Origin of the sequence: Streptomyces sp. NPDC005775, assembly GCF_042871565.1 — a bacterium.
GTDB lineage: Bacteria > Actinomycetota > Actinomycetes > Streptomycetales > Streptomycetaceae > Streptomyces.
Window position 1 is genome coordinate 142,535 of record NZ_JBIAIU010000002.1, and the last position, 20,772, is coordinate 163,306.

The following is a 20,772-nucleotide window of genomic DNA, read 5'->3' on the forward strand; positions in this document are numbered from 1 at the left end:
GCCACGCGCGGCGCCCCGGGGGCCTCGTGCCGGTGCCGTCTACTTCAGCGTGTACGACTTCGCGAGCGCCGCCGCCTGCGCGGGCCTGACGACCTTGAGGCCGCCGGGGGTCTTGGCGTCCGGCTTCATGATCACGCTCTCCCGGGTGGACGGTGCCGCCGGGTCGGAGAAGTCGTGCGGCATCCCGAAGTCGCTGCCGAAGTCCGTGATGGTGAGCAGGGCCTTGTCGATGCCCTCACGGGTGAGGTCCTTGGAGGCGCAGGCCTTCTTCAGTGCCTCGCCGAACAGGCTCGCCGCGTTGTAGCCCGCGATGACGCCGTTGTCGAGGCCGTCCTTCGGGTACTCGGCGCCGTACTCCTTGGCGAGCTTCGCCGGGCCCGCGCCCGGGTCGCCGATGGGCAGGGTGGAGGCGGCGACGTAGTAGTCCTGCGTCAGGGCCGGGCCTGCCTGCGTCTTCAGCAGCTGGGGGGCGAACGCCGAGTTGTTGCCGACGACCGGGACCTTGAAGCCGGTGGCGGCGGCGACACCGACCAGCGAGGCCGCCTGGCGCGGGCCGGCGCTGACGATGACGGCCTTGACACCCGCCTGCTTGAGCGCGGCGACCTGAGCGGTCATGTCGTTGTCGGTGGGCTTGATCTTCTGCTCGACGACGGTGAGGCCCGCCTCCTTCGCCGCGTACTTCGAGCCGGCCAGGGCGTTCTCCCCGTAGTCGCCCTCGAAGTAGACATGACCGATCTTGTCGCCCTTGGCGATGCGCTTCTCGGTGAGCAGGTAGTCGATCAGGTTGATCGTCTCGACGTCGTACGTGGCACCGATGACGCGGACGTACTTGCTGCCGAGCAGGTTCGCCGACCACGCCTGCGGCAGGACGAGTCCCTTGTCCTGGCCGTCGATGCGCTGCTCGACCGCGGCCACGAAGGGCGAACCGATGAACTGGACGAAGCCCAGCACCTTCGGCTCCAGCTCGGTGTAGCCGGCGATGGCCTTCTGCGGGTCGTATCCGTGGTCGCGCACGGTCAGTTCGACCTTGCGCTCACAGATGCCGCCCGCGGCGTTCGTCTGCTTGACCCAGAGCTGCTGGGCCTGGGTGACGCTCTTGCCGAGCGAGGCGTAGACCCCGGTCATGTCGGTGAGCGCGCCCAGCGAGATCGTCGAGTCGCTGACTCCCTCGCCGGTCTTCACACCGGCCTTGTCCTGGGCCCCCTCGTCGGAGGACTTGGCCTTCTCGCTGCAGCCCACGAGGGTGAGGGTGAGGGCCGCGCACACGGCCCCGAGCACACGCAGTTTCATTTCTTCTCTCCCGAGTTCTTCATCAGACGTGTCAGGCCGCCGGGCAGGAACAGAACAGCCGCGACCACCGCGGCGCCGTACAGGTAGCGCGATGCCTCGCCCGGTGCCAGACCGCCCGTACCGGGGGCGGAGACCAGGGGCAGGGAATCGCTGTAGTGGGTGAGCAGCTGCGGCAGCAGCGAGACGAACGCGGCCCCGACGACCGCTCCCGCCACGGTGCCGAGCCCGCCGATGACGATCATGGCGAGGTATTCGAGGGACAGGACCATGCCGAAGTACTCGGGCACGGTCCGCTGGAAGACCAGCGCGAGCAGGACGCCCGCCAGTCCGGCGTACATCGACGACAGGACGAAGACACCCGCCCGGTAGCGGGCCACCGGCACGCCCATCACACCGGCCGCGATGCGGTGGTCGCGGATGGCGTTGAGGGCCCTGCCGGGCCGGCCGCGCAGTACTCCGCGGGCGAACAGGCCGCTCAGGAGCAGGGCGAGGAGCGCCGCGTACCAGAGCTTCTCGGAGGACTGGAACGGCACCCCGGCCACGATGACCTCGGTGTCGTCGAAGCCGAAGCCGAAGAGCGAAAGGGGCGGGACGGCACGGCCGTTGAAGCCGCCGGTGAGCGAGCCCGCGTTGAACAGGACGTGCTGGCCTATGAAGATCAGCGCCAGGGTGGCGATGCCCAGGTAGGCCCCGCGCAGCCGGCTCGCGATAGGGCTGAACAGTCCTCCGGCGGCTCCCGCGAGGAGCACGGCGAGCACGGCGGCGAGCCAGCTGGGAAGGCCGAGTCCGGAGAGCTCGTGCCCGTTCTCCGTACTGCTCTCCCCCGCCAGGACGCAGTAGCCGTACGCGCCCACCGCGAGGAAGAAGGCGTGGCCCATGGAGAGCTGACCGGTGGCGCCGGTGAGGAGGTTGAGCCCGATGGCGCCGATGGCGGCGGCCATCGCGAAGAGTCCGGCCTGAAGCCAGAAGCGGTCCAGGTAGAACGGGAACGCGAGCAGCAGGACCGAGCCGACGGCCCAGAGGTAGGTGCGCGGGTGGCGCAGCCGGGCGGCGAGGACGGTGCCGGGGGTGGCGAGCCGGGCTCCTGCGGCGGTCTCGGTCGTCGTGGTCTCAGACACGGGCGAGCTCCTTCGTACCGAAGAGTCCCGCGGGCCGCAGGAGCAGCACGAGCACCATCACGAGGTAGGGGGCGAGGTCGCCGATGCCGCGGCCCAGGAAGGACAGGTCGCTCTGGTAGCCGGTGGCGAGCGATTCCGTGACGCCGACGATCAGCCCCCCGGCGAGGGCACCGGTCGTCGAGTCGAGTCCGCCGAGGATCGCGGCCGGGAACGCCTTGAGGGCGGCCAGTGAGGTGGCCCGTTCCAGTCCGGGTGTGGGGAAGACCGTGAGGAAGAGCGCGGCCACCGCGGCGAGCGCTCCGGCCACCGCCCAGGCGGCGAGCGAGACCCGGCCGAGCTTGATCCCCATCAGGGCCGCGGTCTGCGGGTTCTCGGCGGCGGCCCGCATCGACACGCCCCAGGAGGTGAAGCGGAAGGCGAGCAGGAACAGCGTGATGAGCAGAGCGGCGGCGAGGAACGCGGCGATCCGGGTCTCGGCGAGGGTGATGCCGCCGATGGTGACGACGCCGTCGCCCCACGGGTCGCCGAGCGCGAGTACGTCCGTGCCCATGCGCCGGGTCAGTTCGGTGGTGAGGAGGATGTCGACGCCGATGGTGACGATGGCCAGGACGCTGTGGTCACTGCCCCGGTAGCGGCGCATCACGAGGAACTCGACGGCCGCTCCGACGACGGCCGCGCCCGCGATGCCGACGGCCAGGGCGGGCCAGAAGCCGATGTCGTCGTGGAGGACGGCGGTCACGTAGCCGCCTGCGAGCAGCAGGGAGGCGTGGGCGAAGTTGACGACCTCGGTGGCCTTGAAGATGACGACGAAGCCGAGCGCGATCAGTGCGTAGACCGAGCCGATGGAGAGGCCGCCGAGGAGGAGTTCGATGAAGGTGGTCATTCCTGTGCCCCCAAGTAGGCCTGGACGACGGCCGGGTCGTTCTGGACCTCGGCGGGGGTGCCGCCGGAGATCCTGCGTCCGAAGTCGAGAACGGTCACGGCGTCCGCGAGCCGCATCACCACTCCCATGTCGTGTTCGACGAGCACGATCGAGATGCCGAGGCTGTCGCGCACCCCGGCCACGACCGCGGCGGTGCGCCGCCGTTCGTCGGCGGTCATCCCGGCGACGGGTTCGTCCAGGAGGAGGACCTGCGGCTCCATGCACAGGGCACGGCCGAGCTCGACGAGCTTCTGCTGCCCGTACGGGAGCGCCCCGGCAGGACGGTCCAACTCCTTCTCCAGACCGATGAATTCGGCGATCTCGCGGACCCGGTCCAGATGGCGGCGCGCCTCGCGGGCCGCCGACGGCAGGCGCAGTCCGCTGGCGAGGAACCCGGCGCGGGTGAGCCGGTGCCGGCCGAGGAGGAGGCTGTCGGTGACCGTGGCGTGCGGGGGCAGCGCGAGGTTCTGGAAGGTACGGGCGACGCCGAGTTGGGCGATCTTGTGCGGGGCGAGTCCGGTGAGTTCCGTCGTGCCGAGGTGGACGGTGCCGGATGTCGCCCGGTACACCCCGGACAGCACGTTGAAGGTGGTCGACTTCCCTGCCCCGTTGGGACCGATGACGGCGTGCACGCTGCCGGGTTCCACGGTGAAGGAGATGCCGTCGAGGGCGGTGAGCCCGGCGAAGCGGACGGTGACGTCGCGGACGGCGAGTGCGGGCGGAGCCGCTTGCTGGACGACGGTCACGCGGACCACCTGCTCAGGGTGCGTACGGAGCCGGAGGCCCGGTCCGCGTCCTCGGCGGCCGCCTCGTCGACGACGCCCAGATAGCGGCGTCGCACCTCGTCGGAGGCGGCGAGTTCGTCGGCCGGCCCCTGGAGGGTGACCTCGCCGACCTCCAGGACGTACGCCGTGGAGGCCAGGCGCAGGGCGATCGCGGCGTTCTGCTCGACGAGCAGGACGGAGGTGCCCGACGCGTTGATCTCCTGCACCGTCTCGGCGATGCGCTGCGCCATCAACGGGGCCAGCCCGAGCGAGGGTTCGTCGAGCAGCAGCAGCCGGGGCCGGGCCATCAGGGCCCGCCCCATGGCCAGCATCTGCTGCTCACCGCCGGACAGCAGCCCGGCGCGCTGGTGCGCGCGCTGGGCCAGTACCGGGAACAGTTCGTGTACGCGGGTGAGCGCGTCCGCCGACGCCTTGCGCCCGCCGCGGGCCCCGAGGGCGCCCGCCCTCAGGTTGTCTGCCACCGTCATGCGGGCGAACACCTGTCGTCCCTCGGGCACCTGGACCACTCCGGCGGCCACCACCTGGGCGGGGCGCAGCCCGTCCAGGGGGCGTCCGTCGAAGCGGACGGTGCCCGTACCCGTCCCGCGGTGGAAGCCGAGGGTCCGCGAGATGGCCCGCAGCAGCGTGGTCTTCCCGGCCCCGTTGCCGCCGAGTACGGCGGTGATCGCGCCGTCCGGCACATCGAGGGAGACGTCGCGCAGGGACCGTACCGGGCCGTAGCCCACGGACAGTGCGCGGATCTCTAGCGTTGCCATGCGTCCTCCTCCTTCCGCCTTGTCGTGGAATCGACGCGTCGATTCGTGGTGCGCAGGGGTTCCGGTCCGGGGTGGCCGACAACTTCCGCCGTGCCTGCCCGTGTCCGCCCCTGTGTCTCTGTGGGGCCACAGACCAGCAGCGGGCGGGCCGCGCGTCCACGGTCACCGGCCGAAACGCTGCGGGTGCCCCGTGCGGAAGGCCGCCTGTTGTGCACGCGCACAGAGGCGGGGTGCCGGCTGTCGCCCGGGGCCCGGACCGGTGCCATCCTCACGACGGCGGTCCGGCGAGTCGGGGCGGCCCCCAGGGTGTGCGGAGAACGGAGCGGGCATGCGGCAGCGCGGGGACGAGCGGGGGTGGGCGCTGCTCGACGCGCTGCTGGACGACGAGACCGGGCACGACCTCGCGGCGCTCGCCGGTGCGGTGCTGGGGCTGCCCGAGCGTGGCCGGTACGCGGTGGCGGTGGTCCCGGTGCGCGAGGGCGCCCGGGACCGTCCGGGCGACGCGCACGGGATGCGGCTGCTGTGGCGGTCGCGGCCGGAGCGGGAGATCGCGGTGGTGGCGCTGGGCGAGGCGGATCCGGCGGCCGTCGCCGCCCTGTTGTCGGACGGGCGGCCCGGTCCCGGCGGGGTCAGCCCGGTGGTGGACGGCCTGTCGGCGCTGGGTACGGCCCGCCGGCTGGCCGATGCGGCGCTGCTGACGTGCGGCATGGGCGGCGAGCGGGTCGTCTGCCTGGACGGCCGGGTCCCCGCGGCGCTGGTGGCGGGGCAGCCGGCCCTCTCGGCCCACCTGGCCACGGACGTCTTCGGCGCGCTCCTGGCCCGCGACCCGGCGGACCGGGCGCTGCTGGTGTCGACCCTGGACGCGTGGTTGGAGTGCGACGGGTCGGCGGGGCGGACGGCGGTACGGCTGTGCTGTCACCGGAACACGGTGCTGAACCGGCTGCGGCGGCTGGAGGCGCTGACGTCACGGTCGTTGTCGCGGCCGCGCGAGATGGTGGAGCTGATGCTGGCGCTCGACGCCGTACGGCTGGTGCCCGGCTTTCCGACCCCCTCCGGCGATGGGGATTGAGGAGAGCGGGGCCCGGGGCAGTGCCCCCGGACCCCGCGCGTCACCTCAGCGCAGGAAGTCCCGGGCGATGGACTCCGCCACCCGCTCCAGCAGCGGCCCCGCCTCGGCCATGCAGACCGCCGGGTCGGGCTCCAGCTCCGTGAGCGCGTACGCGCGGCGGATGCCCGCCCGCCGCAACGCCTCCGGTGCCAGTGCCAGGCGTCCGCAGACCGCGACGACCTCGATTCCGGCGGCACGGGCTGCCGCGGCGACACCCGCCGGGGCCTTGCCGTGCAGGGTCTGCTCGTCGAGTGAGCCCTCGCCGGTGACGACCAGCGTCGCCCGGGCCAGCGCGGGAGCGAAGCCGAGGACGTCGAGCATCACCTCGATCCCGGACCGGAACCGCGCACCGAGCGCGACGAGCGCCCCGTACCCGATACCGCCCGCCGCACCGGCTCCCGGCAGCTGTGCCTCCTCCGGCCCCAGCACGGAGGCGTAGTGGACGAGCGCCGCGTCGAGCACCGCGATGTCGTCCTCGGTCGCGCCCTTCTGGCGGCCGTACACCTCCGGCGCGCCCTTGGGCCCGGTCAGCGGATTGTCGACGTCGCTCGCGAGGATCAGGTCGACCTCGCCGAGCCGCGGGTCGAGGCCGGACAGGTCGGCCGTGGCCAGATCGGCGAGGCCACCGCCTCCGGGGCCGACAGGCTTGCCGTCCGCGTCCAGGAACCGGGCGCCGAGCGCCGCCAGCATGCCGGCCCCGCCGTCCGTGGTCGCGCTGCCGCCGACGCCGAAGACGATGGTCCGCGCGCCCGCTTCGAGGGCGGCGAGCAACAGCTCACCGGAGCCGTACGTGGTGGCCGTGAGCGGGGCGAACACGCCCGCGGGCAGGTGCTGGAGGCCCGAGGCCTCGGCCATCTCGACCACGGCTGTGCGCTCGCGCACCGCGTACGCGGCGGTCACGGGGTCGCCCAGCGGCCCGGTCACCCGCGTCTCGCGGCGCTCGAATCCGGCGGCCACCGCGGCCGCCACCGTGCCGTCGCCGCCGTCCGCCACGGGCAGGGTCTCGACCCGCACCTCGGGGACGACGTGCCGGAGCCCGGCCGTCACCCGCTCCGCGACCTGTACGGCCGTGAGCGAGCCCTTGAACTTGTCCGCCGCGACGAGCACGCGTGCGGTCTTCACTGCTCCGTCCGTCACCTTGATTCCCTTTGCTTTCGAACAGGCAGTCGCGCCGCCCCGACCCTATCCGCAGCACCCCCTCCCTGCCCATGGGTGTCCGGGCCCTGGACCCGGCCACTACGCTGCCTTCGTGACCACCCATGACTACGCCGCGTACATCGAAGGTCTACCGAAGGTCCTGGCCGGTGCGGCCTGCGTCTTCCGTGACGAACGGGGGCGGGTGCTGCTCGTCGAACCGAACTACCGCGAGGGCTGGACGCTGCCCGGCGGCACGATCGAGTCGGCGGACGGCGAGTCCCCGCGGCAGGGGGCGCGACGCGAGTCGGCCGAGGAGATCGGCATCGACCGGGAGCCCGGCCGGCTGCTGGCGGTGGACTGGACGCGCGGCACCGCGCGGCCGCCCATCGTGGCCTATGTGTACGACGGCGGGGTGCTGGACGAGGAGCAGTTGAAGTCGGTCCGGCTCCAGGAGGAGGAACTCCTGTCGTGGAAGCTCGTCGAGCCCGCGGAGATCGACCATTACCTGTCCGGGGCGCGGGGTGGGCGTGTGCGTGCCGCGCTGGACGCGCTGGAGTCCGGCGCGGGCACCGTGGAGCTGGAGGACGGCCACCCCGTCGGCTGACGCGCCCGGGCGGCCCGCCGGTCGTCCCTGCTGGTCCTGCGGCCTGATCCCGTTCTCGCGCACGGTCTTTCATGTACCTCGCCATGGCCGTGACGTCAGCAGCGGTCCCCCGTGCGGGGGCGGGCCCGGAGCAGGTCGTCGCCACGTTCTCCGCCGGGTCCGGCTCCCCGACGCGTGCGGTATCGTTGACGGCTGCGAAGGGGAGTAGCCCTGCAAACCGGTCGTCGACACACTGGAACCTCCGGGTTCCCGGTGGCCGGGCTCGTGGATCATCGCGGGCGGGCGAGACCTTCGGTCAGGTATGACACACCCACACCCCGTGGGCGGTGCCGTCATGCCGGGCCGAGTGGTCCTCCGAAGAGCCCGACCGGCGCTTCGCGGAAGATCCGGGGCCCGGCTCCAACAGAAAGCCACCCGGAATGCATCTCGACCCCCTGGCGATCCTCACCGCTTTCGGGCTGATCTTCCTCGCGGAACTCCCCGACAAGACGATGTTCGCGTCGCTGGCCATGGGCACGCGCATGCGGCCGCTCTACGTGTGGTTCGGTACGTCGTCCGCGTTCATCGTGCATGTCGCCATCGCGGTCGGGGCGGGTGGTCTGCTCGGTCTGCTGCCCGACTGGATCGTCAAGCTCGTCTCGGCCTCCCTCTTCGCCTTCGGCGCGTTCATGCTGCTGCGGGCCGACGCCGGCGACGACGACGAGGAGGGCGGCCCGAAGACGGTCACCGGCTTCTGGCCGGTGTACTCCACCGCCTTCATGGCGGTCTTCATCAGCGAGTGGGGTGACCTCACCCAGATCACCACGGCCAACCTGGCCGCGAGCAACGGCGCCTGGTCCACCGCCATCGGGTCCGCTGCCGCCCTGATGTCGGTATCGGCGCTGGCGCTGCTCGCCGGACGCTTCATCGCCAAGCGGGTACCGCTCAAGACCGTGCAGCGCATCGGCGGGGTGTGCATGCTGGGGCTGGCTATCTGGACGGTCGTCGAGATCTTCACCGGCTGACCGGGCCGGTACGGCGAAGGGCTCCGCGTGTCTGCGCGGAGCCCTTCGCCGTACGGTCCCTAGAAGAGCACCGGCGAGCTGTCCCCCGTACCGTTCTCGAAGGCCAGCAGGCGCTGCTTGCGGTCGAGGCCGCCGCCGTATCCGGTGAGGCTTCCCGAGGCGCCGATCACCCGATGGCAGGGCACGATGATGCCGACCGGGTTCTTGCCGTTGGCCAGCCCCACCGCGCGCGAGGCGCCCGGCTTGCCGAGGTTCTCGGCCAGTTCTCCGTAAGTACGGGTCTCGCCGTACGGAATCCGCTGGAGCTCGGCCCAGACGGAGCGCTGGAAGGGGGTGCCGGCGAGGTGCAACGGGAGGGCGAACTCCCGCAGTTCACCGGCGAAGTAGGCGTCCAGTTGCTCGACGACCGCGTCGAAGGGGGCGGGATCCGGCTCGCCGAAGGTCTCCTCGGGCGGGCGCTGCCGCTGGTCGGTCATGTAGAGGCCGGCGAGGAGCCGGTCGGTGGCGACGAGGGTCAGCGGGCCGTAGGGGCTGTCGATCACGGTGTGCTGCCGGGTCTGTCGGATGGTCCGGGGCTGCCCGGCCCGCGGCGCCGCGGCAGCGATGTGCGTGGTGGTGATGTGCGTGGTGGTGATGTGCGTGGTGGTGATGTGCGTGGTGGTCACGAGGAACTTCCTTGTACGGGAAGGTGGTTGATGGGGTGGTCGTCGACGGTCCACAGATACTGCACCGCGTAGGCCCGCCAGGGCCGCCAGCCCGCCGCGCTCGCGGTGAGCGCGGCCGGTGTCGAGGGCAGGCCCAGCTGCTGGGCGGCCCGGCAGATGCCCAGGTCCGTCGGCAGGAAGGCGTCCGGGTCGCCCAGCGCCCGCATGGCGATGACCTCGACGGTCCAGGGGCCGAATCCGGGCAGGGCGCCCAGTTCGGCCCGCGCCTGCTCCCAGTCCGTGTCGGTGCCCAGCCGCAGCGAGCCGTCCGCCAGGGCGTCGACGAGCGTGGTGAGGGTGCGGCGCCGGCTGCGGGGCAGGGCGAGCTGTTCGGGGTCGAGCCCGGCCAGCGCGTGAGGCGCCGGGAAGAGATGGGTGAGGCCGCCCTCGGGGTCCTCGACGGGTGTGCCGTGGGCGGTGACCAGCCGGGCCGCGTGGGTCCGGGCGGCCGCGGTGGACACCTGCTGGCCGAGCACGGCCCGGACGGCGAACTCCGCACCGTCGACGGTCCTCGGCACCCGTCGGCCGGGCCCCTGGTCGACCAGCGGGGCCAGCAGCGGATCGGAGCGCAGTTGCTCGTCGACGGCGACCGGGTCGGCGTCCAGGTCCAGCAGCCAGCGGCACCGGCTGATGGCCAGTGTGAGGTCGCGCGGGTCGGTGAGCGAGAGCCGGCAGGCGATGTGGTCGGGGTGCGGGGTGAGGGCGACGATGCCGTGCCCGTGGGGCAGGTCGAGCGTGCGGCGGTAGGCCCCGTCCCGCCACTCCTCGACACCGGGGACGGCTGTCGCGGCGAGGTGCCCGAAGAGGTTGCCGGGGTTGAGCGGGGCGCGGTACGGGAGGCGCAGCGCTATCACGCCGGGCGTGGCCGGTGGCCGCGTAGAGGTGGCCGCGCGGCTGCGCAGCTCCCCCGGCGCGAGGGCGAAGACCTCACGGACGGTGTCGTTGAAGGTGCGGATCGAGGCGAACCCGGCCGCGAACGCCACTTCGGCCATGGGCAGCCCGGTCGTCTCGATGAGCACCCGCGCGGTCTGCGCCCGCTGGGCCCGGGCCAGGGCGAGGGGCCCGGCGCCCAGCTCGGCGAGCAGTTGCCGCTCGATCTGCCGGGCCGAGTAGCCGAGCCGCGTGGCGAGCCCGGGAACGCCCTCCCGGTCGACGACCCCGTCCCGGATGAGGCGCATCGCGCGGGCCACGGAGTCGGCGCGCGCGTTCCACTCGGGCGATCCGGGGGTGGTGTCGGGGCGGCACCGCTTGCAGGCCCGGAACCCGGCCTGCTGGCAGGCGGCGGCGCTCGGGTAGAAGGTCATGTTCTGGACCTTGGGCGGCACGACGGGGCAGCTGGGGCGGCAGTAGATCCGGGTGGTCAGGACCGCCGTGAAGAACCAGCCGTCGAACCGGGCGTCCTTGGACTGGACGGCCCGCACGCAGCGCTCGGTGTCGGTGTGCATGGTTCAAGCATGGGCCACGGCCGGGGGCGGGGCTGGCGAGAATCCGACATCAGCCTCCGGCTGCCAGGACCTCTCCGACCCGCCGCGGGCCCGCTCCGAGTTGACAGTCGATGCCGCGGTGAGAGGCTTGAACGAGCGCGCTGCCGGAGGGGCCGGAGGCCCGTCGGCCCGTGCGGCCCGCCGCCCGGTCCGGCACAGCGCGGAACATGAGGGAGACCCCGTCATGACGGACACGGCCGCGCCGATCTGTTCCCACCTCGACCAGGTCCGGCGCGTCACGCCGGACAGCCCGGACTCCTGTCCGCAGTGCGTGGCGCAGGGCGACCCGTGGGTCCATCTGCGCGAGTGCCAGAGCTGCGGGCACGTCGGGTGCTGCGACTCCTCCCGCAACAAGCACGCCACCGCGCACCGTGAGGCCACGGGCCACCCCTTGATCCGCTCCTACGAGCCGGGCGAGACGTGGTGGTGGTGTTACGAGGACCAGGTGACCTTCGACGTCGACGGCGTCGGGCCCGCCCGGCCGCCCGGCGCGTCCTAGGGTGTGAGGCCGGGGACGGTGCTCGCGCGCACGACCAGCTGATGCGGGATGGTCAAAGTGGCGGCCGGCACACGGTTGTGGGGGCTGTAGATGCGGTCTGCCAGGCACTGGAGGGCGCGCTCGGCGATCTGCTGCTTGTCGGGTGAGACGGTGGTCAGGGCCGGGTGGCTGAAACGGCCGTCCTCCACGTCGTCGAAGCCCACGACGGCCAGTTGCTCCGGCATGCGCACGCCTCTCAGGTGCGCCACGTGCATGGCACCCAGAGCCAGCTCGTCGCTGAACGCGAACACGGCGTCGGGCACGGTGCCGCCGTCGAGGAGTTCGGCCATGGCCCGGGCCCCGTCCTCCCGGTGCAATGAGGTCACGCTCCGCTCCCATTCCTGCCGGGGCGGGATGCCGGCCCGGCGCAGCGCCCGGCGATAGCCCTCGGCGCGCTGGTGTGCGGTGCCGTTGCTCAGATGCGGCTGGAGCCCGATCGCCGCGACGTGGCGGCGCCCCAGCCCCAGGAGGTGCGTGGTCGCCTCGTCCGCCGCGGCCACGCTGTCCACCGCCACGTGATCCGCCTTGCCCTGGGAGCTGCGTTCGCCGAGCAGCACGATGGGCAGGGTGTCCGCGGTGGCGGTCAGCTCGTCCGCTGTCAGTGCCCACGGGCTGATGATCAACCCGTCCATCACCCGGCCGCTGTCACCGGTCAGCAGCCGTCGTTCGGCCTCCGCGTCCCCCCGCGTCTGCTCGATGATCACTGTCCACGAGCGGCGACGCGCTTCGTCGACCAGCAGCCCGGCGAGCTCCCCGAAGTAGGGCGAGTGGAACTCCGGGATGGCCAGACCGATGATTCCGGTACGCCCGGCCCGCAGGCTGCGAGCCGCGAGGTTGGGCCGGTACCCCAGCTCGTCGATCGCCTCCTGCACCCGCTGACGCGTCTGGGCCGCGACGTGCGCGGATCCGTTCACGACGTTCGAGACGGTGCGCGCCGAGACCCCGGCGCGGGCCGCCACGTCCTTCAGGCTGCTGCTCATGCGCCCATCGTGGCACGCCCTGTCCCCGCGGATGAATCTCCGCCCGAGTTATTGCAACGTTGAAATCAACGATGCAATATGGCGGGTGACCACTCCAAGGAGGACGCATGAACCCGCACCCGTATCCCGGAGTCACGCTGACCGACCTCGACGTCGACGTGTCGTCCGACGTCACGGCCCTCTACTCGGACGGCATCACCGCCCGTAGGGGCGCCTTCGCCCCCGAGTGGGCCGACCGGCTGCGCGAGGACATCGAGGCGGCCTTCCAGGAAGCGTTCGCGCGCCCCGGGGGTGCGGTCGGCCGTGGCCCGCACCGCTACTACGTGGAGATACACCCCGAGCAGCTGCGGGACTTCGTGGACCTCGTCGACCACCCCTGGGTGCGGTCGGTCTGTACCGCCGCGCTCGGCCCCGACTACCGCATCGTCGAGCTGGGCTTCGACGTGCCGCTGGAAGGAGCGGTCAACCAGCCGTGGCACCGGGACTTCCCCATGCCGGAGGAGACCCGCGCCGAGCGACGGCTGACCTCCCTGGCGTTCAACGTGACCGCCGTGGACACGGAGGAGGACATGGGCCCCTTCGAGATCGCGCCGGGCACCCAGTGGGACGACAGCCCGGAGTTCGGCCACGGCATGTTTCCGCCCCGCTCGCACTACGCGCGCTACGAGGAGCGGGCCGTGCGCAAGTACCCGCAGCGTGGTGACATCTCCGCCCGCAGCGCGCTCACCATCCACCGCGGCACCCGGAACAACTCCTCGAAGTCCCGTCCGGTGCTCGTCCTCGGAGTGGACGGCCCGCAGGCCGCCAACGGCGACCGGCACGACACCGCCGTGACCCGCGCGTACTGGGAAGCTCTTCCGGAGCGCGTCCGGCGTCATCTCGACTGTGCGGTCGTCGAGGTGCTGGAGCCGGTGACGCAGAAGCACACCATCGAGGGCCTTGTCATGGGCGACGCCTGAACCGGCCGCCCGGGCAGGGACGGGGGCCGGCGGATCCTCGGGGCACACCGGCCTCCCGGCGGCTGTGCCCGCTGACCTGCCGACGGGCTCGCGCGCCCGCGCTCAGGGCCGCGCCGCCGCCAGCGCCTCCTCGAACTCCACGTACGCGTGCGCGTCGAAGAGCACGAACCGCACCTCCACGACGGGCGCGGCGGCCTCCGCCAGTACGGTACGGACGGCGATGCGGGCACCGTCGTCCATCGGCCAGCCGTAGATACCGGTGGAGATCGCCGGGAAGGCGACGGTGCGCGCCCCCAACTCCGCCGCGACACGCAGGGCTTCGCGGTAACAGGACTCCAGCAGCGCCGAGCGGTCCTCGGCACTGCTCCAGACCGGGCCGACCGTGTGCACGACCCAGCGGGCGTCGAGCTTTCCGGCCGTGGTGGCGACGGCCTGACCCGTGCGTAGCCCCTTGCCATACTGCGAGGCGCGCAACTCCCGGCAGGCGGCCAGGATTTCCGGCCCGCCCCGGCGGTGGATCGCGCCGTCCACCCCGCCACCGCCGAGCAGCGAGGAGTTCGCGGCGTTCACGACGGCGTCGACGGACTGCTGGGTGATGTCGCCCCGTACGAGGGTGACGGTGACGGCGGAAGATGTGCGCATGCGGCCATCATGCCGTGACACGTGCGCCCGTGGCGGCCGACCGCGCGCGACGGACGTCAACGGCGGCCGGAGGGCCCAGTTTCCCGTAGCCGCCGCCATACCGCCTTCGCCGCGTGGTGTCCTGACATGCCGTGCACCCCGGGGCCGGGCGGGGTCGCCGAGGAGCAGATGTAGACCGACGGGTGCGCGGTCGCGTACGGCACCCGGGCGAGCCTTGGACGGATCACGGTCTGCAGCCCGGAGAACGCACCGCAGGCGATGTCCCCGTCGACGTAGTTCGCGTTGCGCACGGCGAGTTGGGGCGGTCCGGTCACCGCGCGGGCGAGCACGAGGTCGCGGAACCCGGGGGCGAAGCGCTCCAGTTGGCGTTCGATGACGTCGGTGGCGTCACCCTCCCAGCCCGCCGGGACATGCCCGTACACCCAGAAGACGTGTTTGCCCTCGGGGGCGCGGGACGGGTCGGTGAGGCTGGGCTGTGCGGTGATCAGGAAGGGCACGCCCGGGTCGCGGCCGGTGACGGCGGCGCGCAGCGCGGTGTCGATCTCGCCGGCCGTGGGACCGATGTGGACCGTACCGGCCCTGCGGGCCTCCTCCGCGGTCCAGGGGACGGGGCCCGACAACGCGTAGTCGATCTTGAAGGTGGAGGCGCCGTAGCGGTAGCCACGGTAGGCGTTGCCCAGTCCGGCGATCCGGGCCAGCGCGGTCGGGGAGGTGTCGAAGACGTAGGCGCGGGCCGGCGGCAGTTCGTCCAGCCGCTTGACCTCCGTACCCGTGCGAATGGCACCGCCCTGTTCGCGCAGGTACGAGGCGAGGGCGTCGGAGATGGCCTGGGAGCCGCCGCGCGGCACCGGCCAGCCCTTCTCGTGCGCGGCGAGCGCGAAGAGCAGGGCGATGCCGCCGGTGGCGAGGCCGGTGGTGGGGGCGATGGCGTGGGCGGCGAGTCCGGCGAACAGGCCGCGGGCCTTCTCGCCGCGGAAGCGGCGGGACAGGAGTGCGGCGGGCTGGAGGGCGTCGAGCCCGAAGCGCGCCCAGCGGTACGGATCGCGGGGAAGCCCGTCCCAGGGGGTGCGCAGGAAGTCCTGGGCGAGGGTGTCCCAATGGCCGACGAACGGTGCGAGGAGCCTGCGGTACGCCCCCGCGTCCTGCGGTCCCAGTGCCATGGCCGTCTCCCCGACCGAGGTGGCCAGCACGGCTGCCGTGCCGTCCGGGAAGGGGTGGGCCAGGGCGAGCCGCGGCTGCAGCCACTCCAGGCCGTGCCGGGCCAGCGGCATCGCGCCGAAGGCGGGTGAGCCGATGCCCAGCGGGTGCACCGCCGAGCAGGGGTCGTGCCGGAAGCCCGGCAGCGTCAGTTCTTCGGTACGGGCTCCGCCGCCGACGGTCTCCCCGGCTTCGAAGACCTCCACGGCGAAGCCACGGCGGGCCAGTTCGGCTGCGGCGGTCAGTCCGTTGGGGCCTGCCCCCACGACGACGGCATCGAGCATCGACGGCACCTTCGGACTCCTTTGTCAGCCGATGGTCTGAGCGCCCAGGATATTCGCAGGCGCCGGCGGCGCGGGCGCGGGTATCGTCCTCGCCCGATGAACACTCCGAACCCCTCGCGGCGGCCGCACCCGGAACCGTCCCCCGCCACCTCCCCCGGAACGGACGGATCCGGACCGCGCCGGACGATCGACGAGATGGCGGAGCGCCTGACCGCCGTGCCGGGCATCCGCGCCGTCGTGCTCGGCGGCAGCCGGGCCCGGGGTACCCACCGGCCGGACTCCGACTGGGATCTGGGCCTCTACTACCGGGGCGCGCCGGACCTCGCCGCACTGACCGCGCTGGCGTCCGCGTTCCAGGGCTCCCCGGTCGAGGTGGCCGGTCCGGGTGGCTGGGGCCCGTGGGTGAACGGCGGGGCGTGGCTACGGGTGGACGGCGTTCAGGTCGACTGGATCCTGCGTGATCTCGACCAGGTCGAGGCGGTCTGGTCCGATTGCCGTCGGTGCCGCTTCGAGGTGTGGGTCCAGCCCGGGCACCCGCTCGGCTTCTGGTCTCCCGCCTATCCCGGCGAGGTCGCCCTCGGGCGCGTACTCGCCGATCCGCACGGCGAGTTGACGGCTCTCCAGCAGGCGACGTCCGCGTATCCGGAGCCGCTGCGCAAGGCGCTCACCGATGCCGTCTGGGAGGCGGAGTTCTCGGTCGGGGCGGCCCGCAAGTCGGCGCCGGCCGGTGACCGGCTCCATGTGTCCCTCTGCCTGTCGCGGGCGTTCGGCATCCTCGTCCAGTCACTGCACGCCCACCACCGCACCTGGTGCCTCAACGAGAAGGGCGCGCTGGCCGCCGCCGCGGCCCTGCCGAGGACCCCTGCGGACTTCGCGGCGCGGGTGGGTGAGGCGCTGACCGGGCCGGCCGTCGTATCGGTGGAGGCGGCAGCGGCGGTCGTGCGGGACGTGCGCGAGGTCCTGGACCGGTCACGTCACTGAACGGGCTCGCGGAACTCAGTCGCGCTGGATGGCGGTGACGCAGCGGGCGAGCAGCTCGCGCAGGGTGTCGCGTTCCTGTGGGGTGAACTCGTCGGCGATGCGGCGTTCGATGCGTACCGCCTGCCCGTCGGCGAGCCGCAGCGTCTCGACTCCGGTCTCGGTCAGGCGCGTCTCCAGCATCTTCTGGTGCCAGGGGTGGAGGGATCTGACGATCAGCCCGCGCTCCTCCAGGTGTTTGAGCACGGCGGCCATCGCCTGCGGTGTCACCAGGCAGGCCCGGGCCAGTGCCGCACCCGACATGCCCGGGTTCTCCGCGAGGGCGAACAGTGCCGCGTACTGCGCGACGGTCAGATCGGCGCCCTTCAGTGCGGCGCTCTTGGCTGCCATGAGGGCCTGCTCGGCACGTTTGATGTCCATGCCGAGGCGGTCGCCGGCGGTCATTCCCATGCTCGCGAGCGTACAGCCACGAGCACACGACAAGGATCGGGCATGAGACAGGTATGGAAGTTGAATCAAGGTCTTGATATAACTCAACCCATGAACATGCATCCCGCTCAGAGTCATGCTCCTGCCGCCTATACCGGAACCGTCCTCATCACCGGCGCCACCCAGGGCCTCGGCCTCCACCTCGCCCGCGACCTGGCCGGCCGCGGCGCGACCCTGCTGCTGCACGGCCGCGACAAGGAGCGGCTCGACCGGGCCGCCGCCGAGGCCCGGGCGCTCTCGGCCGGGCGAGCGGAGGTCCGCACCTATCTCGCCGATCTCGCCGACCTGGACCAGGTCCGTGCCCTGGCCGCGGCCGTCCGGGCGGCCGAGCCCCGGCTCGACGTGCTGGTCAACAACGCGGTGGCCGGCGGCGGCGCCGAGCCGCTGCGCCGCGAGGTGAGCGCACAGGGCCACGAACTGCGGTTCGCCGTCAACTACCTGACACCCTGTCTGCTGACCAGGGAACTGCTTCCGCTGCTCACCGCTTCGGCCCCGGCGCGGGTGGTCCAGGTGGCGTCGATGGGGCAGTCGCCCATCGACTTCGACGACGTCATGATGGAACGCGGCTATGAGGGCCTCGAGGCCTACTGCCGGAGCAAGCTCGCGATGATCATGTCGACGTTCGACCTGGCCGCCGCCGGGACGCCGGGCGGCGGGGTCACGTTCAACGCCCTGCACCCGGCCCATCTGATGGACACCGAGGGGGTGCGGGCGTACGGGCTGACTCCGGCGGTCCCCGTCGAGGAGGGTGTCCGTCCGGCGGTACGGCTGATCACCGACCCGGCGCTCACGGAGGTCACCGGCCGGTACTTCGACCGCTTCACGGAGGCGTCCGCCCATGAGCAGGCGTACGACCCGCAGGCGCGCGAGCGCCTCGCCGCGCTGACCCGCACCCTGCTGGCCTGAGTCCCCCGATCAGGCCCCGGTGCGCAGCGCGGCCAGGATGCGCTCGGCCGTCGCGTGGTCCCGGGCCGCCGTGAAGGGAAGGTCGTTGCCGCCGGTGATCCGGAACGGCGCGCCGGACAGGGTGGCCTGGGCGCCGCCGGCCTCGGTGACGAGGAGGAGACCCGCCGCGTGGTCCCACGCGTATTCCCAGTTGAAAGCCAGGGCGTCCAGCTCACCGCGGGCGACGGCGAGGTATTCGAGGCCGGCCGAGCCGCAGGGACGGGCGTCGATGCCTTCGGTGCGCAGGCCGAGCAGCGCCCGCTTCTGCGCGTCGGTGGTGTAGTCGGGGTGGGACATCGCCACGTGCAGTACGGCGTCGGGCGCGGGCGAACCGGAGCGTATCGCGGTGCCGTTGAGCGTGGCCCCGCGGCCGCTAACGGCGACGGCCATCTCGTCCAGGGCGGCCGCGTACGTCCAGGAGGCCAGCAACTCGCCGCGGTGGGCGAGGGCGACCAGGGTGCAGAACCCCGGTTCACCGCGGACGAACTGGCGGGTGCCGTCGACCGGGTCGACGATCCACACGGGCGCGTCGCCGCCCAGCGCCTCGTACACGGCCGGGTCGGCGTGGACCGCCTCCTCGCCGACGACCACGGAGCCGGGCAGGAGTCCGCTCAGGGACGTGGTCAGGTGCTCCTCGGCGAGCCGGTCCGCGGTGGTCACGAGGTCGTGCGGACCGTTCTTCTCGACGATCTCGTGTGCGGCGAGCTGCCGGAAGCGCGGCATGATCTCGGCGGCGGCCGCTGCGCGGACCGCCGCCTCGACCTCGGTCAGGTCCCCGGCAAGGAAGTCATCGATCATGCCCCCAGCTAAGCACGGGCGGCCGGGACGCCGACGACCCGGTCATGTCGGGGAAGTGGCCGCCCGATGACCCTCAGCGCCCGACGGCGTACCCCTGCATGCCCCGCGGGTTCGCCGCCGCGGACAACACCCCGGTCTCCGGGTCCCGGGCGACCGCGCACATCCGGCCCTCGGACCACGGGTCGCCGACCGTGACGTCGTGACCGCGCCGGCGCAGTTCCGCGACGACGCCGGGATCCATGCCCTCCTCCACGGTGACGCTGCCCGGGCGCATCCCGCGCGGGTAGAAGGAGCCGGGGAAGCTGTCGTTGTGCCAGTTCGGGGCGTCGATGGCGCCCTGGAGGTCGAGTCCGCCGCGGACCTCGGCGCGCAGGGCGACGGCGAGGAAGAAGTGCAGCTGCCACTGGTCCTGCTGGTCGCCGCCCGGGGTGCCGAACGCCATCACCGGGACGCCGTCGCGCAGGGCGAGGGACGGGGTGAGGGTGGTGCGGGGGCGCCGGCCGGGGGTGAGGGAGTTCGGCAGGCCCTCGTCCAGCCAGGCCATCTGGAGGCGGGTGCCGAGCGGGAAGCCGAGCTCGGGGACGACCGGGTTCGACTGGAGCCAGCCGCCACTGGGGGTCGCGGAGACCATGTTGCCCCAGCGGTCGACGACGTCGACGTGGCAGGTGTCGCCGCGGGTCGCGCCGTCCCCGGCCACCGCCGGCTCCCCGGTGCGGTCCGCGGTGACGGTCGGCTCCCCCGCGCCTTCCTTCGCGACCGTCGGCTCGCCGGCACCGGCCGCGGGTACGCCCAAGGCGTCGGACATGGACTCACCGGCGGCGACGGCGCACGCGTGCCCGCTGAGCACGGGGACGCGGCCGTCGGGACTCCCGGGGCGGAGCTCGTGCGAGGCCACGTCGGTGACCAGGGCGCGGCGGGCGGCGTTGTACGGCTCGGAGAGCAGCGTGCCGAGCGGGACCTCGGCGGCGTCGCCGTACCAGGCCTCCCGGTCGGCCATGGCGAGCTTGCAGCCCTCGATGAGCAGGTGGACGTACTCGGCGGAGCCGTAGCGGGGCAGCTCGGCGGGGAGCAGGGCGAGCTGCTGGAGGAAGGCGGGGCCCTGGCTCCAGCCGCCGGCCTTGGCGAGCGTCCAGCCGTTCCAGTCGTAGGTGGCGGGGGCCTCGTACGACGCGGACCAGCCGGCCAGGTCGGCGGCGGTGAGGGTGCCGGTGTGGCGGCTGCCGCTGGTGTCCAGGGTCGGGACGGCCGCCTGGCGGACGAGGGCCTCGGCGATGAAGCCCTCGCGCCAGATCGCGCGGGCGGCCTCGATCTGGGCGGTGCGGTCGTCGCCGCCGGTCTCCTCGGCTTCGGCGATCAGGCGGCGCCAGGTCGCGGCGAGGGCGGGGTTGCGGAACAGCTCACCGGGGGCCGGGGGCTTGCCACCCGGAAGGTAGACGTCGGCGGAGGACGGCCATTCGGTCTCGAAGAGCTCGCGGACGGTCTCGACGGTCCGGCCGACGCGCTCCACGGGTGCGTGCCCGTCCTCGGCGTAGCCGATGGCGTACCGCAGCACCTCGGCGAGGCTCCTGGTTCCGTGGTCGCGCAGCAGCAGCATCCAGGCGTCGAAGGCGCCCGGTACGGCGGAGGCGAGCGGTCCGGTGCCGGGGACCAGGTCGAGGCCGAGGGAGCGGTAGTGGGTGACCGTGGCACCGGCGGGGGCGCGGCCCTGGCCGCACAGGACCCGGACGTCCCCGTCACGGGGCGCCAGGATGATCGGCACCTCGCCGGCCGGGCCGTTGAGGTGCGGCTCGACGACGTGCAGGACGAATCCGGCGGCGACGGCGGCGTCGTAGGCGTTGCCACCGTTCTCCAGAACCGCCATCGCGGACTGCGAGGCGAGCCAGTGGGTGGAGGACACCATGCCGAAGGTGCCCTGGAGGGTGGGCCGGGTGGTGAACACGGGGGCGGCTCCTTGCTGCGGCATGCGAGGCTCTGCGGTCCGTTGCGGATCGTACGTTCGGGCGGGCGGGCCCTCGGGAGCGGGGCCGTCCGCCCGTACGGGCACGGGAACC

Annotated in this window: 21 protein-coding genes; 7 read left to right on the forward strand and 14 right to left on the reverse strand. The window is 72.8% G+C overall.

Annotated elements, in window-relative coordinates:
* Nucleotides 1-39 precede the first annotated feature (39 nt).
* From ACFYPA_RS04330 to ACFYPA_RS04350, 5 genes are read right to left on the reverse strand one after another with little or no spacing between them, the layout of a single operon-like run.
* Entirely contained in the window at nt 40-1,290 is a 1,251-nt protein-coding gene (locus ACFYPA_RS04330; RefSeq protein ID WP_359084697.1) for an ABC transporter substrate-binding protein, read from the reverse strand.
* Nucleotides 1,287-2,408, reverse strand: coding sequence for a branched-chain amino acid ABC transporter permease (locus ACFYPA_RS04335; protein ID WP_389129402.1), 1,122 nt, complete (start codon nt 2,406-2,408; stop codon nt 1,287-1,289). The genes ACFYPA_RS04330 and ACFYPA_RS04335 overlap by 4 nt, the downstream gene beginning before the upstream one ends.
* Nucleotides 2,401-3,291 carry a branched-chain amino acid ABC transporter permease gene (locus ACFYPA_RS04340; protein WP_359084698.1) on the reverse strand — a complete coding sequence of 297 codons (891 nt, stop codon included), beginning with the start codon at nt 3,289-3,291 and terminating at the stop codon, nt 2,401-2,403. The genes ACFYPA_RS04335 and ACFYPA_RS04340 overlap by 8 nt, the downstream gene beginning before the upstream one ends.
* Entirely contained in the window at nt 3,288-4,076 is a 789-nt protein-coding gene (locus tag ACFYPA_RS04345; RefSeq protein WP_389129405.1) for an ABC transporter ATP-binding protein, read from the reverse strand. The genes ACFYPA_RS04340 and ACFYPA_RS04345 overlap by 4 nt, the downstream gene beginning before the upstream one ends.
* Complete coding sequence (locus ACFYPA_RS04350; RefSeq protein ID WP_359084700.1) at nt 4,073-4,870, reverse strand: ABC transporter ATP-binding protein; 798 nt, start codon at nt 4,868-4,870, stop codon at nt 4,073-4,075. The genes ACFYPA_RS04345 and ACFYPA_RS04350 overlap by 4 nt, the downstream gene beginning before the upstream one ends.
* Nucleotides 4,871-5,198: 328 nt before the next feature.
* On the opposite strand from ACFYPA_RS04350, the gene ACFYPA_RS04355 reads away from it, so the two are divergent.
* A complete protein-coding gene (locus ACFYPA_RS04355) occupies nt 5,199-5,939 on the forward strand; it encodes a helix-turn-helix domain-containing protein (RefSeq protein ID WP_359317766.1) in 741 nt (246 codons plus the stop codon).
* A gap of 45 nt (nt 5,940-5,984) precedes the next feature.
* Here ACFYPA_RS04355 and ACFYPA_RS04360 read toward each other — a convergent pair whose 3' ends face one another.
* On the reverse strand, nt 5,985-7,100 hold the full coding sequence (locus ACFYPA_RS04360) for a glycerate kinase (protein WP_359084047.1): 1,116 nt from the start codon (nt 7,098-7,100) through the stop codon (nt 5,985-5,987).
* A 127-nt stretch (nt 7,101-7,227) separates the two neighbouring features.
* On the opposite strand from ACFYPA_RS04360, the gene ACFYPA_RS04365 reads away from it, so the two are divergent.
* Together ACFYPA_RS04365 and ACFYPA_RS04370 are read left to right on the forward strand one after the other, a co-directional pair.
* Nucleotides 7,228-7,719: an NUDIX hydrolase gene (locus ACFYPA_RS04365; protein ID WP_359317763.1), complete on the forward strand. Its 492-nt coding sequence runs from the start codon at nt 7,228-7,230 to the stop codon at nt 7,717-7,719.
* A gap of 419 nt (nt 7,720-8,138) precedes the next feature.
* Nucleotides 8,139-8,723 carry a TMEM165/GDT1 family protein gene (locus ACFYPA_RS04370; RefSeq protein WP_359084036.1) on the forward strand — a complete coding sequence of 195 codons (585 nt, stop codon included), beginning with the start codon at nt 8,139-8,141 and terminating at the stop codon, nt 8,721-8,723.
* Nucleotides 8,724-8,782: 59 nt separating this feature from the next.
* On the opposite strand, the gene ACFYPA_RS04375 is transcribed toward ACFYPA_RS04370, so the two are convergent.
* On the reverse strand, nt 8,783-9,289 hold the full coding sequence (locus tag ACFYPA_RS04375; RefSeq protein WP_359317935.1) for a methylated-DNA--[protein]-cysteine S-methyltransferase: 507 nt from the start codon (nt 9,287-9,289) through the stop codon (nt 8,783-8,785).
* Between the two features lie 95 nt (nt 9,290-9,384).
* Entirely contained in the window at nt 9,385-10,872 is a 1,488-nt protein-coding gene (locus ACFYPA_RS04380; RefSeq protein ID WP_359317760.1) for an AlkA N-terminal domain-containing protein, read from the reverse strand.
* 223 nt (nt 10,873-11,095) lie between these two features.
* On the opposite strand from ACFYPA_RS04380, the gene ACFYPA_RS04385 reads away from it, so the two are divergent.
* Nucleotides 11,096-11,410, forward strand: a complete 315-nt coding sequence (locus ACFYPA_RS04385) for a UBP-type zinc finger domain-containing protein (RefSeq protein WP_359084034.1) — start codon at nt 11,096-11,098, stop codon at nt 11,408-11,410.
* On the opposite strand, the gene ACFYPA_RS04390 is transcribed toward ACFYPA_RS04385, so the two are convergent.
* Nucleotides 11,407-12,429, reverse strand: coding sequence for a LacI family DNA-binding transcriptional regulator (locus ACFYPA_RS04390; protein ID WP_359317758.1), 1,023 nt, complete (start codon nt 12,427-12,429; stop codon nt 11,407-11,409). The genes ACFYPA_RS04385 and ACFYPA_RS04390 overlap by 4 nt on opposite strands.
* 107 nt (nt 12,430-12,536) lie before the next feature.
* Between ACFYPA_RS04390 and ACFYPA_RS04395 the strand changes: the two genes are divergently transcribed.
* Nucleotides 12,537-13,388, forward strand: coding sequence for a phytanoyl-CoA dioxygenase family protein (locus ACFYPA_RS04395; protein ID WP_359317756.1), 852 nt, complete (start codon nt 12,537-12,539; stop codon nt 13,386-13,388).
* A 102-nt stretch (nt 13,389-13,490) separates the two neighbouring features.
* Here the strand turns inward: ACFYPA_RS04395 and ACFYPA_RS04400 are convergent, their stop codons facing one another.
* Nucleotides 13,491-14,030: an O-acetyl-ADP-ribose deacetylase gene (locus tag ACFYPA_RS04400; RefSeq protein WP_359317754.1), complete on the reverse strand. Its 540-nt coding sequence runs from the start codon at nt 14,028-14,030 to the stop codon at nt 13,491-13,493.
* A gap of 56 nt (nt 14,031-14,086) precedes the next feature.
* Complete coding sequence (locus ACFYPA_RS04405; protein ID WP_359317751.1) at nt 14,087-15,520, reverse strand: NAD(P)/FAD-dependent oxidoreductase; 1,434 nt, start codon at nt 15,518-15,520, stop codon at nt 14,087-14,089.
* 186 nt (nt 15,521-15,706) lie between these two features.
* Between ACFYPA_RS04405 and ACFYPA_RS04410 the strand changes: the two genes are divergently transcribed.
* Nucleotides 15,707-16,492, forward strand: a complete 786-nt coding sequence (locus ACFYPA_RS04410) for a nucleotidyltransferase domain-containing protein (protein WP_359317932.1) — start codon at nt 15,707-15,709, stop codon at nt 16,490-16,492.
* Nucleotides 16,493-16,507: 15 nt separating this feature from the next.
* Here the strand turns inward: ACFYPA_RS04410 and ACFYPA_RS04415 are convergent, their stop codons facing one another.
* The gene (locus ACFYPA_RS04415) at nt 16,508-16,939 is read right to left on the reverse strand and encodes a MarR family transcriptional regulator (protein WP_359317748.1); all 432 of its coding nucleotides are present in this window, start codon (nt 16,937-16,939) and stop codon (nt 16,508-16,510) included.
* Between the two features lie 90 nt (nt 16,940-17,029).
* Here ACFYPA_RS04415 and ACFYPA_RS04420 point away from each other — a divergent pair, with 90 nt between their 5' ends.
* Complete coding sequence (locus ACFYPA_RS04420) at nt 17,030-17,884, forward strand: SDR family NAD(P)-dependent oxidoreductase (protein ID WP_359084026.1); 855 nt, start codon at nt 17,030-17,032, stop codon at nt 17,882-17,884.
* A 9-nt stretch (nt 17,885-17,893) separates the two neighbouring features.
* Here the strand turns inward: ACFYPA_RS04420 and ACFYPA_RS04425 are convergent, their stop codons facing one another.
* On the reverse strand, nt 17,894-18,721 hold the full coding sequence (locus ACFYPA_RS04425; RefSeq protein WP_359084024.1) for an inositol monophosphatase family protein: 828 nt from the start codon (nt 18,719-18,721) through the stop codon (nt 17,894-17,896).
* A gap of 73 nt (nt 18,722-18,794) precedes the next feature.
* On the reverse strand, nt 18,795-20,660 hold the full coding sequence (locus ACFYPA_RS04430; protein WP_359317746.1) for a gamma-glutamyltransferase: 1,866 nt from the start codon (nt 20,658-20,660) through the stop codon (nt 18,795-18,797).
* Nucleotides 20,661-20,772: the final 112 nt, after the last annotated feature.

What these genes read in the sequence shown, in the direction of transcription:
- ACFYPA_RS04425 (WP_359084024.1), bottom strand. Translation starts at nt 18,721, where the DNA reads ATGATCGATGACTTCCTTGCCGGGGACCTGACCGAGGTCGAGGCGGCG.
- ACFYPA_RS04330 (WP_359084697.1), bottom strand. Translation starts at nt 1,290, where the DNA reads ATGAAACTGCGTGTGCTCGGGGCCGTGTGCGCGGCCCTCACCCTCACC.
- ACFYPA_RS04390 (WP_359317758.1), bottom strand. Translation starts at nt 12,429, where the DNA reads ATGAGCAGCAGCCTGAAGGACGTGGCGGCCCGCGCCGGGGTCTCGGCG.
- ACFYPA_RS04370 (WP_359084036.1), top strand. Translation starts at nt 8,139, where the DNA reads ATGCATCTCGACCCCCTGGCGATCCTCACCGCTTTCGGGCTGATCTTC.
- ACFYPA_RS04410 (WP_359317932.1), top strand. Translation starts at nt 15,707, where the DNA reads ATGGCGGAGCGCCTGACCGCCGTGCCGGGCATCCGCGCCGTCGTGCTC.
- ACFYPA_RS04340 (WP_359084698.1), bottom strand. Translation starts at nt 3,291, where the DNA reads ATGACCACCTTCATCGAACTCCTCCTCGGCGGCCTCTCCATCGGCTCG.
- ACFYPA_RS04400 (WP_359317754.1), bottom strand. Translation starts at nt 14,030, where the DNA reads ATGCGCACATCTTCCGCCGTCACCGTCACCCTCGTACGGGGCGACATC.
- ACFYPA_RS04420 (WP_359084026.1), top strand. Translation starts at nt 17,030, where the DNA reads ATGAACATGCATCCCGCTCAGAGTCATGCTCCTGCCGCCTATACCGGA.
- ACFYPA_RS04385 (WP_359084034.1), top strand. Translation starts at nt 11,096, where the DNA reads ATGACGGACACGGCCGCGCCGATCTGTTCCCACCTCGACCAGGTCCGG.
- ACFYPA_RS04380 (WP_359317760.1), bottom strand. Translation starts at nt 10,872, where the DNA reads ATGCACACCGACACCGAGCGCTGCGTGCGGGCCGTCCAGTCCAAGGAC.
- ACFYPA_RS04355 (WP_359317766.1), top strand. Translation starts at nt 5,199, where the DNA reads ATGCGGCAGCGCGGGGACGAGCGGGGGTGGGCGCTGCTCGACGCGCTG.
- ACFYPA_RS04395 (WP_359317756.1), top strand. Translation starts at nt 12,537, where the DNA reads ATGAACCCGCACCCGTATCCCGGAGTCACGCTGACCGACCTCGACGTC.
- ACFYPA_RS04415 (WP_359317748.1), bottom strand. Translation starts at nt 16,939, where the DNA reads ATGGGAATGACCGCCGGCGACCGCCTCGGCATGGACATCAAACGTGCC.
- ACFYPA_RS04350 (WP_359084700.1), bottom strand. Translation starts at nt 4,870, where the DNA reads ATGGCAACGCTAGAGATCCGCGCACTGTCCGTGGGCTACGGCCCGGTA.